The 12,820-nt window shown below is 64.3% G+C and carries 17 protein-coding genes; 5 read left to right on the top strand and 12 right to left on the bottom strand.

All coding sequences use genetic code 11. From position 1 onward, the window contains the following. Window positions 1-66: 66 nt before the first annotated feature. Genes CK221_RS04670 through hisB form a run of 8 tightly spaced genes read right to left on the bottom strand, consistent with a single transcriptional unit; the run spans window position 67 to window position 4,799 of the window. Window positions 67-393, bottom strand: a complete 327-nt coding sequence (locus tag CK221_RS04670; RefSeq protein ID WP_095776887.1) for a phosphoribosyl-ATP diphosphatase — start codon at window positions 391-393, stop codon at window positions 67-69. 9 nt (window positions 394-402) lie between these two features. Then, on the bottom strand, window positions 403-1,197 hold the full coding sequence (gene hisF / locus CK221_RS04675) for an imidazole glycerol phosphate synthase subunit HisF (RefSeq protein WP_179295084.1): 795 nt from the start codon (window positions 1,195-1,197) through the stop codon (window positions 403-405). Continuing rightward, window positions 1,194-2,033, bottom strand: a complete 840-nt coding sequence (locus CK221_RS04680) for an arginase family protein (RefSeq protein WP_095776889.1) — start codon at window positions 2,031-2,033, stop codon at window positions 1,194-1,196. The genes hisF and CK221_RS04680 overlap by 4 nt, the downstream gene beginning before the upstream one ends. Continuing rightward, window positions 2,030-2,776 (bottom strand): 1-(5-phosphoribosyl)-5-[(5-phosphoribosylamino)methylideneamino]imidazole-4-carboxamide isomerase, encoded by a 747-nt coding sequence (gene hisA, locus CK221_RS04685; protein ID WP_095776890.1) that lies wholly within the window; start codon window positions 2,774-2,776, stop codon window positions 2,030-2,032. Before hisA ends, CK221_RS04680 begins: the two co-directional genes overlap by 4 nt. Before the next feature lie 2 nt (window positions 2,777-2,778). Beyond that, window positions 2,779-3,069 carry a DUF1330 domain-containing protein gene (locus CK221_RS04690; RefSeq protein WP_095776891.1) on the bottom strand — a complete coding sequence of 97 codons (291 nt, stop codon included), beginning with the start codon at window positions 3,067-3,069 and terminating at the stop codon, window positions 2,779-2,781. Further along, on the bottom strand, window positions 3,070-3,720 hold the full coding sequence (hisH, locus tag CK221_RS04695; protein WP_095776892.1) for an imidazole glycerol phosphate synthase subunit HisH: 651 nt from the start codon (window positions 3,718-3,720) through the stop codon (window positions 3,070-3,072). Between the two features lies 1 nt (window position 3,721). Further along, entirely contained in the window at window positions 3,722-4,195 is a 474-nt protein-coding gene (locus CK221_RS04700) for a DUF2628 domain-containing protein (protein ID WP_067002897.1), read from the bottom strand. A 4-nt stretch (window positions 4,196-4,199) separates the two neighbouring features. Further along, window positions 4,200-4,799 carry an imidazoleglycerol-phosphate dehydratase HisB gene (hisB, locus tag CK221_RS04705; protein ID WP_095776893.1) on the bottom strand — a complete coding sequence of 200 codons (600 nt, stop codon included), beginning with the start codon at window positions 4,797-4,799 and terminating at the stop codon, window positions 4,200-4,202. A 203-nt stretch (window positions 4,800-5,002) separates the two neighbouring features. On the opposite strand from hisB, the gene hslV reads away from it, so the two are divergent. From hslV to CK221_RS04730, 5 genes are all read left to right on the top strand, one after another. After that, entirely contained in the window at window positions 5,003-5,554 is a 552-nt protein-coding gene (gene hslV, locus CK221_RS04710) for an ATP-dependent protease subunit HslV (RefSeq protein ID WP_067002895.1), read from the top strand. Between the two features lie 49 nt (window positions 5,555-5,603). Then, a complete protein-coding gene (locus CK221_RS04715) occupies window positions 5,604-6,128 on the top strand; it encodes a GNAT family N-acetyltransferase (RefSeq protein WP_095777086.1) in 525 nt (174 codons plus the stop codon). Window positions 6,129-6,133: 5 nt separating this feature from the next. After that, entirely contained in the window at window positions 6,134-6,733 is a 600-nt protein-coding gene (locus tag CK221_RS04720; protein WP_067002893.1) for a DUF2585 domain-containing protein, read from the top strand. A 5-nt stretch (window positions 6,734-6,738) separates the two neighbouring features. After that, window positions 6,739-8,049: an ATP-dependent protease ATPase subunit HslU gene (gene hslU / locus CK221_RS04725; RefSeq protein ID WP_067323891.1), complete on the top strand. Its 1,311-nt coding sequence runs from the start codon at window positions 6,739-6,741 to the stop codon at window positions 8,047-8,049. Window positions 8,050-8,177: 128 nt separating this feature from the next. Beyond that, the gene (locus CK221_RS04730) at window positions 8,178-9,137 is read left to right on the top strand and encodes a DUF1402 family protein (RefSeq protein WP_067323893.1); all 960 of its coding nucleotides are present in this window, start codon (window positions 8,178-8,180) and stop codon (window positions 9,135-9,137) included. 18 nt (window positions 9,138-9,155) lie between these two features. On the opposite strand, the gene CK221_RS04735 is transcribed toward CK221_RS04730, so the two are convergent. Genes CK221_RS04735 through CK221_RS04750 form a run of 4 tightly spaced genes read right to left on the bottom strand, consistent with a single transcriptional unit; the run spans window position 9,156 to window position 12,695 of the window. Beyond that, entirely contained in the window at window positions 9,156-9,965 is an 810-nt protein-coding gene (locus CK221_RS04735) for a 3-methyl-2-oxobutanoate hydroxymethyltransferase (protein WP_095776894.1), read from the bottom strand. 28 nt (window positions 9,966-9,993) lie between these two features. Continuing rightward, on the bottom strand, window positions 9,994-11,223 hold the full coding sequence (locus CK221_RS04740; RefSeq protein WP_095776895.1) for an FAD-dependent oxidoreductase: 1,230 nt from the start codon (window positions 11,221-11,223) through the stop codon (window positions 9,994-9,996). Window positions 11,224-11,227: 4 nt separating this feature from the next. Then, window positions 11,228-11,542, bottom strand: coding sequence for a MocE family 2Fe-2S type ferredoxin (locus CK221_RS04745; RefSeq protein ID WP_067002880.1), 315 nt, complete (start codon window positions 11,540-11,542; stop codon window positions 11,228-11,230). Window positions 11,543-11,588: 46 nt separating this feature from the next. Further along, window positions 11,589-12,695, bottom strand: a complete 1,107-nt coding sequence (locus CK221_RS04750) for a fatty acid desaturase family protein (RefSeq protein ID WP_095777087.1) — start codon at window positions 12,693-12,695, stop codon at window positions 11,589-11,591. Window positions 12,696-12,820 lie beyond the last annotated feature (125 nt).

Here is a 12,820-nt window from a genome sequence, read left to right on the forward strand (position 1 = left end):
AGAGCATGATGCCGAAAAGTGTGGAGCGGTTTTCGGACGACATCATGCTCTATCCGTCTTTAGCGGTCAGCCCCCCCGGGGCCGGGACGCCTTTTCGGCGACGCCCGAGCGGCCGGTGCGGCCCTCGAGCTCCTTCAGCACGTCCTCCAGCGGAATGCCCGCGATCGCGAGGACGACCAGCCAATGATATAGAAGATCGGCGCTTTCCGAAACGAGGGCCTGCCTGTCGCCGCGAATGGCGGCGATCACGGCCTCGACCGCTTCCTCGCCGAGCTTCTGCGCCGCCTTGTCCATGCCCTTGGCGAACAGTTTCGCCGTCCATGAGTCCGGGTCGCCGGAATGGGCGCGCTGATGGATTATCGTTTCCAGCTCGGCGAGCGAAAATTGAGCCATAGCAGTGGTTTAAGTCCGATGCACGGTCGAGTCCAGCCGCATCGGCAGGCCGGCGCCCGCCATATGCGCCTTGGCCTCGGCGATGGTGTAGGTGCCGAAATGAAAGATCGAGGCGGCAAGCACGGCGCCGGCATGGCCATCGCGGATGCCTTCCACCATGTGATCAAGCGTGCCGACGCCGCCCGAAGCGATGACCGGCACACGCACGGCATCGGCGATCGCGCGGGTCAGCGCGATATCGTAGCCGGCCTTGGTGCCGTCGCGGTCCATCGAGGTCAGCAGGATCTCGCCGGCGCCGCGATCGACCATCTTCTTGGCGAACTCGACCGCGTCGATGCCGGTCTTCTCGCGCCCGCCATGCGTGAAGATCTCCCAGCGGTCGGCCTCGCCGGCAGCCGATACTTTCTTGGCGTCGATGGCGACGACGATGCACTGGTTGCCGAACTTGTCGGCGGCCTCCGCGACGAAATCCGGGTTCTTCACCGCCGCCGTATTGATCGATACTTTGTCGGCGCCGGCCAGAAGCAGCCTTCGGATGTCGGCCACCTGGCGCACGCCGCCGCCGACGGTCAGCGGCATGAAACATTGTTCGGCCGTGCGGGCGACCACGTCGAAGATCGTCTCGCGATTGTCGGACGATGCGGTGATGTCGAGGAAGCAGAGCTCGTCGGCGCCCGCCTCGTCATAGGCCTTCGCCGCCTCGACCGGATCGCCGGCATCGACCAGGTCGACGAAATTGACGCCCTTGACCACGCGGCCGTTCTTGACGTCGAGACAGGGAATGACGCGGGCTTTCAGCATCAGCGCCCCTCCATGGTCGACAAAAGGTCGCCCACCAGCGCGCCGACCTGCGGCGGCACCTCGCCCTTCGGGTCGAACGCCGGATCGTAGGCGGAAATGGTAAGTCCGGCGATGCTGAGCGGGCCGGCAAAGCCGCACATCGCTGTGCGGACCTGCTCCGGCGCCGGGCCGCCGAGCGTTGCGTAACGATTGGCCTGCAGCGTTTCCGGATCATGCACGTCGAGGTCGACATGCATGTGAATGCGCTCGGCACCCGTGGCCTTCAGCTTCGCCGCGGCCACTGCCCAGTCCGGACACTCGGTGCGGATGATCGGCAGCTTCTCCAAAAGCTCTTTCTCGGCCGTATCGAGGTCGCGTGCGTTGACCAGGACACAGCGGGCCGGCTCGATCGGCTTGAAGCCGGGAATCTGCGCCGCCATGCGCCGCCAGCACAATCCAAGCGCCGTTGCCAGCGCCATGCCGTCGAGAAAGCCGGAGGTGGAGGTTTCCGGCGTGTTGAGGTCGCCATGCTGGTCGGCCCAGATGATGGCATCCGCGCCTTCGCCCGCAACCGCGCCCGCGCTGGTCAGGCAGTTGCCGGCCAGAACGATGGGGAAGCGGCCGTTGTCCAGCGCGATGCGGACCTCGCCCGAAACGACGTTGCAGACGGCAAATCCCGTGCCGATCTCGCGCTCCTGCTCGTCCTCGACGACCTTGCCGATGTCGCGCACCTCGACGTCGTGACCGGCAAGCTTCAGCGCCTCGGCCAGCCCGCCGGAGATCAGCGCATCGGGGCCTTGGCCACAGCGGCCGTGAAAGTGGCCGCTGTCATAGGACGCCAGGATGATCGAGATGTTCACGCTCGTGCCTCCGCGTTGTTGCCGCGCAGGATGGCGAGCGCCTCCGCCGGGTCGATGCGCCCGTCATAGAGCGCGCGACCGGAGATCGCACCCTCCAGGCGCTTCGCATCGGGCATGGTCATGCGCACGATGTCGGCGATGGAGGCCAATCCGCCGGAAGCGATCACCGGGATCGACACCGCCTCGGCAAGGTCGATGGTGGCATCCCAGTTGATGCCGGAGAGCACGCCGTCGCGGTCGATGTCGGTGTAAATGATGGCGGCCACGCCCGCACCTTCGAACTTCCTCGCCAATTCGATGACGCCGAGTTCCGAGGCTTCGGCCCAGCCCTCGACCGCCACCTTGCCGCCCTTGGCGTCGATGCCGACCGCTACCTTGCCGGGAAAGGTCCTGCATGCCTCCTTCACCAGTTCGGGCTCCCGCACCGCCACGGTCCCGAGGATGACTCGCGCCAGCCCGCGGTCCAGCCAGTCCTCGATCTGCGCCAGCGTGCGGATGCCCCCGCCGAGCTGCACCGGGTTCTTCGTCGCCTTGAGGATGGCGCCGACCGCCGCGGAATTGACGCTCTGTCCCTTGAAGGCGCCGTTGAGGTCGACGACGTGCAGCCATTCGAAGCCTTGCTCTTCGAAGGCTCGTGCCTGGGCCGCCGGGTCATCGTTGTAGATGGTGGCGGTTGCCATGTCGCCGTGCTTCAGGCGCACGCATTTGCCGTCCTTGAGGTCTATTGCCGGAAACAGGATCACGATCAGGCGCCCTCGACGATGGCGAAGTGGCCGGTCGATGCCGCCAGCCGGAATTTCAAGGCTTCCTGGTACTCGGGCGACTGATAGCAGGCGAGCGCCCTGTCATAAGAATCGAACTCCACCACGACATGGCGGTTTCCCGTTGCCCCCTCCGGGTCGGTATGGCGGCCGGCCCGAACAGCAAACTTCGCGCCAAATTTGGCGAAGGCCTTCGCGTTGGCCTCGATGTATTTGTTGTAGGTGTCCGGGTCGCGGACATCGATCATGGCGATCCAGTAGCCCTTCTTGCTCATTCAGGGCCTCCAATTCAGGAAATTGGTGATCAGCGCCAAGCCGAGCGCCTGGCTTTTCTCGGGATGGAACTGCGTGCCGGCAAAGTTGTCGCGGGCAACGGCCGCCGTCACCGGCCCGCCATAGTCGGCCGTCGCCAGCACCTCGGCCGGGTTCCTTGCCTCCAGGTGGTAGGAATGGACGAAATAGGCGTGCAGCCCTTTCGGACCGGTGTCGATGCCCGAAAACAGCGGATGCTTGCGCGCGAGCTCGATCGTGTTCCAGCCGATCTGCGGGATCTTTAGTGCCGGATCCTTCGGCGTGATTTCCTTGACGTCGCCGGCAATCCAGCCAAAACCCTCGGTGACGGTCTTTTCCAGCCCGCGTTCCGACATCAATTGCATGCCGACGCAGATGCCGAGGAACGGCCGCCCTTTGCGAAGCGCCGCCTCTTCCACCGCTTCCCACATGCCGGTGACGGCATGCAGGCCGGCCGCGCAGTCGGCATAGGCGCCGACGCCCGGCAGGACGATGCGGTCGGCGCTGCGCACCCGCTCGGCGTCGGCGGTGAGATCGATGGTCGCCGCGATGCCCGCCTCATGCGCGGCGCGCTCGAAGGCCTTGGTGGCCGAGCGCAGATTGCCCGACCCATAGTCGATGATCGCTACCCGCATGTCAGGGCCTTCCCGGCGTATGGGTCAGCCCCAGCGCCATGCCCGTCTGCGCCGGCCGCGCCAGGTTGGTGTCGGGCACGATGTGCGGCATCGGCGCCTGTTCCTGCGTGCGCTCGCTGGCTTCGAGCGCGTGACGGACCTCGGCATCGCCGAGCCTGCCGGCCTCGACGACGCCCCATTCCCGCCAGCCGCGGCGGCGGAGCGCCGCGATCCGCAGGGCCTGGCCTTCGAAGCCGATATAGAGCGACACCAGCAGCGAGAGCGCCGATCCAGCCCATTCAAGCCTTAGTTTCTCGCCGAGCATGGACAACGCCGCCATGGCCGCGAAGGTGAGCAGGGCCTCGATCCAGAGGCGGTGCCAGGCGAGCCAGATCGGCGAGAACAGGAAGCCGAGCCAGGTGAAGCTGTCGCGCACCAGGGCGGCGTCCTTCTCGTTGCCCCCCGCAGGCGGCTCCATCACGACATAGATGGCCATAGGGTTATCCTTTCAGGGATCCCTTGGTGGACGGCACCGCATCGGGCTGGCGCGGGTCAGGCTCCAGCGCCACGCGCAGCGCCCTGGCCACGGCCTTGAAGCAGGTTTCCGCAATATGATGATTATTGGCGCCGTAGTGGTTGGTCACATGCAGCGTTATGCCGGCATTCTGCGCCAGCGCCTGGAAGAATTCGCGCACCAGCTCGGTGTCGAATGTGCCGATCTTCGGCGACGAGAAGGAAACGTTCCAGACCAGGAACGGCCTGCCGGAAACGTCGATCGCCGCCCGGGTCAGCGTCTCGTCCATGGCCAGGTCGATCGAAGCATAGCGCATGATGCCGCGCCGCTCCCCCAAAGCCTTGCTCAGCGCCTGGCCGATGGCAATGCCGCTATCCTCGACCGTGTGATGGTCGTCGATGTGAAGATCGCCTTTGGCCTCGATCGTCATGTCGATCAGCGAATGGCGCGACAGCTGATCGAGCATGTGGTCGAAGAAGCCGACACCCGTCGAAATGTCGGATTTACCCGTGCCGTCGACATGGACCGATACGGAAATCTCGGTTTCCTTGGTCTTGCGGCTGATTTCTGCGGAACGGGGCGGCATCAGTCTGTCCTGTTCAGAGGCGCGGGCTTGAAAACGAGAGCCTTCTATCAGCATGATCCTGCGATTGCCAGTTGCCATTCCGGACTGTATCGGCCTTGCCGCGGACGGTTTGCAATCACTCGCCCTATGCATACATATGGCCGATCAAAGTCACTCGTACCGCGCCAATCGCCTTTGAGGGATAGCGCGACTCGGAGCAGGAAATGTCGAATGAACTGACCATGCACGCCACGACCATCGTCACCGTGCGCAAGGGCAGCAAGGTTGTCATCGCCGGCGACGGCCAGGTCAGCCTTGGCCAGACCATCATGAAGGGCAACGCCCGCAAGGTGCGCCGCATCGGCAAGGGCGGCAGTGTCATTGCCGGTTTTGCCGGCGCCACCGCCGACGCCTTCACCCTCCTAGAACGCCTCGAAGCCAAGCTCGAACAATATCCTGACCAACTGACCCGCGCCTGCGTCGAGCTCGCCAAGGACTGGCGCACCGACCGCTACCTGCGCCGCCTGGAAGCGATGATGCTGGTCGCCGACAAGTCGGTCTCGCTGGCGCTGACCGGCACCGGTGACGTGCTCGAGCCAGAACATGGCGTCATGGCCATCGGCTCCGGCGGCAACTACGCGCTCGCCGCCGCCCGCGCGCTGATGGACACCGACAAGGACGCCGAGGAGATCGCCCGCAGGGCGATGCAGATCGCCGCCGATATCTGCGTCTACACCAACAGCAGCTTCGTCGTCGAAACGCTCGATGCCGCCTAGGCGGCCGGCCATGATCCCGAAAAGTGGGAATCGGCTTCTGGAACAGATCATGGTCGAACAGGAAGACAGCTACGATTTTCGGCCGGTCACCCAAAAGGATCTGCCGATGATCGCCCGCTGGCTTGCCGAGCCGCATATCGCCGAATGGTGGGGCGATCCGGAAAAGGAGATCGCCGAGATACGCGAGCATATCGGGTCGGTTTCGGTGGAGCCGCTGATCGTCGAATTGGGCGGCAGGCCGATCGCCTATCTGCAGAGCTACGATCCGCATCTCGAGGACAACCATCCTTACGCCGACCAGCCATTCGGCACGCTGGGTATCGATCTGTCGATCGGGCCGCCGGACCTGGTCGGCATCGGCCACGGCTCGGCCATCGTCCGCCAGTTCGTCGCGGAACTGTTCGAGGAAGGCGCGCCGCGCGTCGTCATCGATCCGCATCCCGGCAATGGCCGCGCCATCCGCGCCTATGAAAAGGCCGGCTTCAGGCCGATCGGCCGCAGGCATTCGGAATATGGGGACGTCGTGCTGATGGCCGTCGATGCGGCCGAAAGCGACCAAGAAGAGGGGGACTGATCACAATGACCGCATCCGGGGGAGACAAGACGCTGTCGGCCTATGAAGACAGCTGGCGCATGGGGCTGCTGCTGGTGCTGGCTCTCGTCGTTTTCCAGGCCGGCATTCTCTACGGCATGGGCCATCCGCCGATCTGCACCTGCGGCTACGTCAAGCTCTGGCATGGTGTGGTGAACAGCTCGGAGAATTCCCAGCACATCGCCGACTGGTACACCTTCTCGCACATCATCCACGGCTTCCTGTTCTATGCGCTGGCCTGGGCTCTGTTCCCGCGCTCGCCCGTCGGGCTGAGGCTGGCTTTCGCCGTCCTCATCGAAGGCGGCTGGGAACTCCTGGAGAACAGCCCCTTCATCATCGACCGCTACCGCGCCGGCACCATCTCCCTCAACTATTACGGCGACAGCATCATCAATTCGGTGTCCGACACGCTGTTCATGGCGCTCGGATTTGTGATGGCGCGAAAGCTCCCTATATGGGTGATCGTGGCCCTGGCGCTCATTTTCGAATTCGGCACGGGCTACATCATCCGGGACAATCTGACGCTCAACGTGATCATGCTGCTGCATCCGTTCGAGTCCATCAGGCAGTGGCAAAGTGGAATTTGAGTAATATGAGCACCTTTTCTCCCCGCGAAATCGTTTCGGAACTCGACCGCTTCATCATCGGCCAGAAAGACGCCAAGCGCGCCGTGGCGATCGCCTTGCGCAACCGCTGGCGCCGCCAGCAGTTGGAGGGCCAGATGCGCGAAGAGGTGATGCCCAAGAACATCCTCATGATCGGCCCGACCGGCGTCGGCAAGACCGAGATCTCGCGCCGGCTGGCGCGGCTGGCCGGCGCGCCTTTCGTCAAGGTCGAGGCCACCAAGTTCACCGAGGTCGGCTATGTCGGCCGCGACGTCGAGCAGATCGTGCGCGATCTCGTCGAGGTCGCCATCGGCCTGACGCGCGAGAAGATGCGCGAGGACGTCAAGGCGCGCGCTCACATCAATGCCGAAGAGCGCGTGCTCGAAGCTTTGGTCGGCAAGACCGCGAGCCCGGCCACGCGCGACAGCTTCCGCAAGCGGCTGCGCGACGGTGAGCTCGACGACAAGGAGATCGAGATCGAGGTGGCGGACACCGGCACCGGCGGTATGCCGGGCTTCGAGATCCCCGGCATGCCGGGCGCCAATATCGGCGTGCTCAACATCAACGACATGCTGTCGAAGGCGATGGGCGGCAGGAAGACCAAGACCCGCAAGACGACGGTGAAGGAATCCTACGCGCTACTGATCAATGACGAGTCCGACAAGCTGCTCGACCAGGACGAGGTGGTTCGCCAGGCGCTGGAATCGACGGAGAATGACGGCATCGTGTTCCTCGACGAGATCGACAAGATCGCGGCCAGGAGCGACATTTCGGGCGGTCCCTCGCGTGAAGGCGTTCAGCGCGATCTGCTGCCGCTGGTTGAAGGCACCACCGTTGCGACGAAATACGGGCCGATCAAGACGGACCATATTCTTTTCATCGCCTCGGGCGCGTTCCACGTCTCCAAGCCTTCGGACCTGCTTCCGGAGCTGCAGGGCCGCTTGCCGATCCGGGTCGAGTTGCGTGCCCTGGAGAAGCAGGATTTCGTCCGCATCCTCACCGAAACGGAGGCCAGCCTCATCAAGCAGTATATTGCGCTGATGAAGACCGAAGGCGTCGAGTTGGCCTTCACCGACGACGCCATCGATTCGCTCGCCGGCATTGCCGTCGACCTCAACGCCAATGTCGAGAATATCGGCGCCAGACGCCTGCAGACGGTGATGGAGCGGGTGCTGGACGAGATTTCCTACGACGCGCCGGACCGCCACGGCACGGCGGTCACCATCGATGCCGACTACGTGCAGAAGCATGTCGGCGATCTCTCGCGCAACACCGACCTGTCACGGTTCATCCTCTAACGGGCGAGCCCGGCGATGTGTGGCCAGATGGTACCATCTGGCCACCTTTCGTCCCGTCGGAAGCTTGCCTCGTCTCGACTCTCCCACGCGCTTTACCTAGTTTGCCGCCGACTTGAAGGCGGCGGTGGATGAAGAAACGCATACTTCTTTTTGTTGGGCTGGCATTGGCCGCGGCGATGGCAACGGCGAACGCGGCGACCATGGTGCCGCCGGGCAATCGCAACAGCGTGCAGCCGGATATTCCGGGCGCTTCCAGCCGGCGCACCCAGGCCACCAACACCAGCTTCCAGGCCAAGTATCGCAAGGTCTACGCGCTCTTGCAGAACGATGCCGAGCTGCGCGCCAAGATCCGGAAAGTGGCGGCCGCCTACGACATCGATCCGATGCACATCGTCGGCGCCATCGTCGGCGAGCACACCTACAATGTCGACGCCTATGATCGGCTGCAGACCTATTACGTCAAGGCAATGTCATACCTGTCGAGCAAGCTCACCTTTGCTTATGAAGGGGAGGACGTCAGCGATTTCGTTGAGCGGCCGCAATTCCAGAAATGCGCCGGCATAACCGACAGCTACGATCTTTGGGAATGCCGCGAGCAGGTGTGGAACCATTCCTTCCGCGGCAAGACCGTCGGCGGGACCAGCTTCCCCAACGACCGCTTCGGAGCCACTTTCTTCCAGCCCTACTATGCCGGCCAGACTTTCGGACTCGGCCAGCTCAACCCGCTGACGGCGCTGCAGATGAGCGATCTCGTGCACAAGGTCTCCGGCCTGCCCGAGCTCGACGTCAATGATCCGAACACGGTCTACAAGACCATCATGGATCCCGACCTCACGCTGCCTTACGTCGCTGCGACCATCAGGAAGTCGATCGACGCTTACAACAGCATCGCCGGCTTCGACATCTCGCACAATCCGGGCCTGACCGCCACGCTCTACAATGTCGGCAACCCCGAGCAGCGCGCCTATGCGTTGGAGGAGGAGAACGAGAAGCGTCGCGCCGCCGGGGAACCGGAAAAGCTGCCCGAGGAGAATTATTACGGCTGGCTGGTCAACGACAAGCTGGACGAGCTGAAGACGCTGTTCTAGCCGGCTGAGCCGGGTGGCTCAGTAGCCTTCCGAGGCGAGAAACGCCTCGAACTTGCGCATTTCGTAGGCATCCGTCTCGACCATATGCCGCGGCTCTGGATAGGCGCCCGACTGGATATCGTCGGCATATTCGCGGAAGGCCGCGATGCGCTCGCTCTGCAGGCGGTCGAACTCCGCCGCGAAGTCGCGGTAGCGCTTGGCATGGCGCGGATAATGGCCGCGATTGCTGCCGAGCACGTCTTCCGCGAATAGATATTGCGCGTCGCAGCCGGCGCCCGCGCCCATCGAAATCATGATCAGCGGCGTCCGCCGCGAGATCGCGCTTGCAACCGACGCCGGCACAACTTCGATCTCGGCGGCGAAGGCGCCGGCGGCTTCAAGCTCCTTGACCTGCTTCCAGACGAGGGCAGCACTTTCGGCCGTCTTGCCGACTGCCTTGAAGCCGCCCGTCCAGGTCGCATGCGCCGGGATCAGGCCGACATGACCGCAGACCGGAATATGCTCGTCGCGCAGCCGGCGGATGGTCTGCAGGCTGGCCGAGCAATACATGGCGTCGGCGCTGGCCGCGCGCAGCTTCACCGCCGTGCGCAGGATCTCGTCGGTGGTTGCGCCCAGCTTGATGCGTTCGTCCCCGGGAATGGCAAAGCAGGTGGGCGCGGCGTCGCGAAAACGCGGATCGAAGATAAGGTCATAGGGAACCGAGATGATGTCGAGGCCGGCACGCTCGGCGGCCTCGGCCTCCTCCAGCGAGAAAACGCGCAGCTTCGAAAGCTGCCGCTTGCCCTTGAGCGATTGCAAATCGGCGACGGTCGGTCTGTTGCGTGCCATGTCCGTGAACCCCCTCGGTTACTCGGGCCTATGCCGCCAGCAGCGACTTCAGCTTGACCGATTGCGAGCCGAGCGCCTCAGGCGCGGGCGTCGCCCGCTTCGCGATCAGCATCTCGGCCAGCCGTATGTCGCGCGCCACCGCATTGCCGGGCCCGATGCCGCTGGCGGCGACCAGCCTGCCGTCCTCGGCCAGGTGGAACAGAATGAAGGCGCCGTCGTAGAGGTCGCGCCGTACGGTCGAGCGGCCTTCGTCCGAAAGCCCGGCGATCTGCAGCGTGAGCCCATATTGATCCGACCAGAACCACGGCACCGCGGCATGCGCCTCCTTGGCGCCCAGCATGTTCTTCGCGGCGAGCGCGCCCTGCTCCTGCGCGTTGCGCCAGGCTTCCAGCCGCACGCGCCGGCCGCCATAGACGGCGAGCGGGAACGAGCAGCAGTCGCCGGCGGCAAAAACATCCGGATCCGCGGTGCAAAGGTTCTCATCGACGGCGATACCATTGTCGATCGCAAGTCCTGCTTCGGCGGCGAGCGCCGTCACCGGCACCGCGCCGATGCCGATCACGGCAAGATCGGCGACGATGTCCTGCCTGTCGGCAAGCGTGATGCGAACTTGCGTGCCGTCATCGGCAATCGCCGTGATGCCTTGGCCGGTAAGCACCTTCACGCCTTCGGCCTGATGCGCCTTATGAATGATTTCCGCGACCTCGGCCGGCACGCCGCGCATCAGGATGCGCGGCTGCGCCTCCAGCACCGTGACCGTTGCGCCCAGCTTGCGCGCGGAGGCGGCAAGCTCGAGGCCGATGAAGCCCCCGCCGATGATGGCGACGCGGTTCTCCGGCTTGAGATGGGCGCGGATGGCGAGCGCGTCGTTGAAGGTCCTGAGATAAACGCAGCGGCCGCCCAGACCCGGCATCGGCAGCTTGCGCGGCACGGACCCGGTCGCGAGCAGCAGCTTGTCATAACCAAGCGAAGAGCCGTCGGAGAGGCGCACGAGATGCGCGGCGCGGTCGATCGCGACGGCCCGAACGGAATGGATGTGGCGGATCGAGCGTTCGGCCAGAAGCTCGTCGCTGGCGATCGCCTTGATGAGGGGCGCCTCGCTGGTCATCGCCTCCTTCGACAGCGGCGGCCGTTCATAGGGCAGATGCGGCTCGTCGCCGACCAGCGTCACCGGCCCTTCATGACCAAGGTCGCGCAGGGTAAGCGCGGCACGACCGCCGCACTCGCCGGCGCCGATGATGACCATTCCTCCCGCCATGCCGTCACCCAAGCTGAATGAGGACTTTGCCGGCGTCGACCTTGACCGGATAGGTCTTGAGATTGACGCAGACCGGCGCCCCGCGCGCGTCGCCGGTCTTGTAGTTGAAGCGGCCATTGTGTTTTGGACACTCGATGATGTCGTCCATCACCAGCCCGTCGGCCAGATGCACCTTCTCATGCGAGCACAGGCCGTCGGTCGCGTAATACTCGTCCTCCGGGCTGCGATAGATGGCGTAGGTGCGGCCGGCGTGATCGAACCGCATTACGTCCTCCTCGTCGATGTCTCCGGCCGCGCAGGCCTCGACCCAGTCGCTCATGTCGTCCTCCGGCGAAATTCTTCGTTGTCGGTTGTGTCGGATCCGGTCACTTGGCCGCGGCCGCTACCGGATTGTCGTTGTGGAGCTCTTCCCGGTAGGGCTTTGCCGTCGGCGGCAGCTCGCGCTTGAGGAAGTAGTCCTCGTTGCGCAGCTGGCGCAGGAAGGCGGGGATCATCTCGCGGTAGCCGGCCAGGATCGACGGCGTCGGCGCCGGCAAATCGTGCTTGATCAGCTCATGCAGCTTCGGCAGCGCGTGATAGGGCACCATCGGGAACATGTGGTGCTCCACATGGTAGTTCATGTTCCAGTAGATGAACCGGCTGATCGGGTTCATGTAGACGGTGCGGCTGTTCAGCCGATGGTCGATGACATTGTCGGCCAGCCCGCCATGCTGCAGCAGCCCGGTCATGACGTGATGCCAGGCGCCGTAGAGGCGGGGCAGGCCGACGAGCATCAGCGGCAGCCATGAATGCAGATAGAGCGCCAGCGCGATGGTCGCGACATAGATCGCGAGCCAAATACGGGCGATGCGGATGGCCTTGGGCTGCTCCTGTTCCGGGATGAAGGTCTTTTCCGCGGCGCTGATGACGCCGGCGGCATTGCGCACCATGTCGGTCATCGCATGCCAGGCATCGAGCATGCCGAAAAAATTCAGCCCAACACGCAAAAGGTCCGGCGGTCGCATGACGGCGATCTCCGGGTCGCGGCCGACGATGATGGTGTCGGTGTGGTGGCGTGTATGGCTCCAGCGCCAGGTCACCGGATTGCGCATGATCATAAAGCAGGCGAGCTGGTAGACCGCATCGTTCATCCATTGGGTGCGGAAGGCGGTGCCGTGGCCGCATTCGTGCCAGCGGGAGTCGGTCGAGGAACCGTAGAGCGTGCCATAGACCAAGAAGAACGGTACGCACCACCAGCTGCCCCAGAACCAAGCGCCGCCCGCGCCACTGAGGATCAGCGCACCGAGCCAGATGATGGTGTCGCGAATAGCCGGCTGGTCGGAGCGCTGCATCAGCTCCTTCATCTGCTTGCGCGGGATCTCGGTGTGGTACCATTGGGCCGCCGAAAGCCCGTTCTCGACCGCGCGCTTGGCGTCGCGGCCGGTCAGGCTGTAGTCGCGTCCGGACGGCGCCGGAGACGTGATTGCCGTCATTGCGGGGTCCTCCATCAGCACCTGGCGAACGGCCCTCGGCAATGCCGCGCCTCGCCCATGGCTGGCTTCGACTTCACCATAGCGCCAAGCCATGATAGCCTCAATGTCACAAAGATAGATTCTAT

Origin of the sequence: Mesorhizobium sp. WSM3868, from assembly GCF_002294785.1 — a bacterium.
GTDB lineage: Bacteria > Pseudomonadota > Alphaproteobacteria > Rhizobiales > Rhizobiaceae > Mesorhizobium.

Bases quoted from the DNA above. Each gene is read 5' to 3' on its own strand.
- CK221_RS04700 (WP_067002897.1), bottom strand. From the start codon at position 4,195: ATGGCCATCTATGTCGTGATGGAGCCGCCTGCGGGGGGCAACGAGAAG.
- hslU (WP_067323891.1), top strand. From the start codon at position 6,739: ATGAGCACCTTTTCTCCCCGCGAAATCGTTTCGGAACTCGACCGCTTC.
- CK221_RS04735 (WP_095776894.1), bottom strand. From the start codon at position 9,965: ATGGCACGCAACAGACCGACCGTCGCCGATTTGCAATCGCTCAAGGGC.
- CK221_RS04750 (WP_095777087.1), bottom strand. From the start codon at position 12,695: ATGACGGCAATCACGTCTCCGGCGCCGTCCGGACGCGACTACAGCCTG.
- hisB (WP_095776893.1), bottom strand. From the start codon at position 4,799: ATGCCGCCCCGTTCCGCAGAAATCAGCCGCAAGACCAAGGAAACCGAG.
- CK221_RS04715 (WP_095777086.1), top strand. From the start codon at position 5,604: ATGGTCGAACAGGAAGACAGCTACGATTTTCGGCCGGTCACCCAAAAG.
- CK221_RS04730 (WP_067323893.1), top strand. From the start codon at position 8,178: ATGAAGAAACGCATACTTCTTTTTGTTGGGCTGGCATTGGCCGCGGCG.
- CK221_RS04720 (WP_067002893.1), top strand. From the start codon at position 6,134: ATGACCGCATCCGGGGGAGACAAGACGCTGTCGGCCTATGAAGACAGC.
- CK221_RS04740 (WP_095776895.1), bottom strand. From the start codon at position 11,223: ATGGCGGGAGGAATGGTCATCATCGGCGCCGGCGAGTGCGGCGGTCGT.
- CK221_RS04690 (WP_095776891.1), bottom strand. From the start codon at position 3,069: ATGAGCAAGAAGGGCTACTGGATCGCCATGATCGATGTCCGCGACCCG.
- hisH (WP_095776892.1), bottom strand. From the start codon at position 3,720: ATGCGGGTAGCGATCATCGACTATGGGTCGGGCAATCTGCGCTCGGCC.
- hslV (WP_067002895.1), top strand. From the start codon at position 5,003: ATGTCGAATGAACTGACCATGCACGCCACGACCATCGTCACCGTGCGC.
- CK221_RS04670 (WP_095776887.1), bottom strand. From the start codon at position 393: ATGGCTCAATTTTCGCTCGCCGAGCTGGAAACGATAATCCATCAGCGC.
- CK221_RS04745 (WP_067002880.1), bottom strand. From the start codon at position 11,542: ATGAGCGACTGGGTCGAGGCCTGCGCGGCCGGAGACATCGACGAGGAG.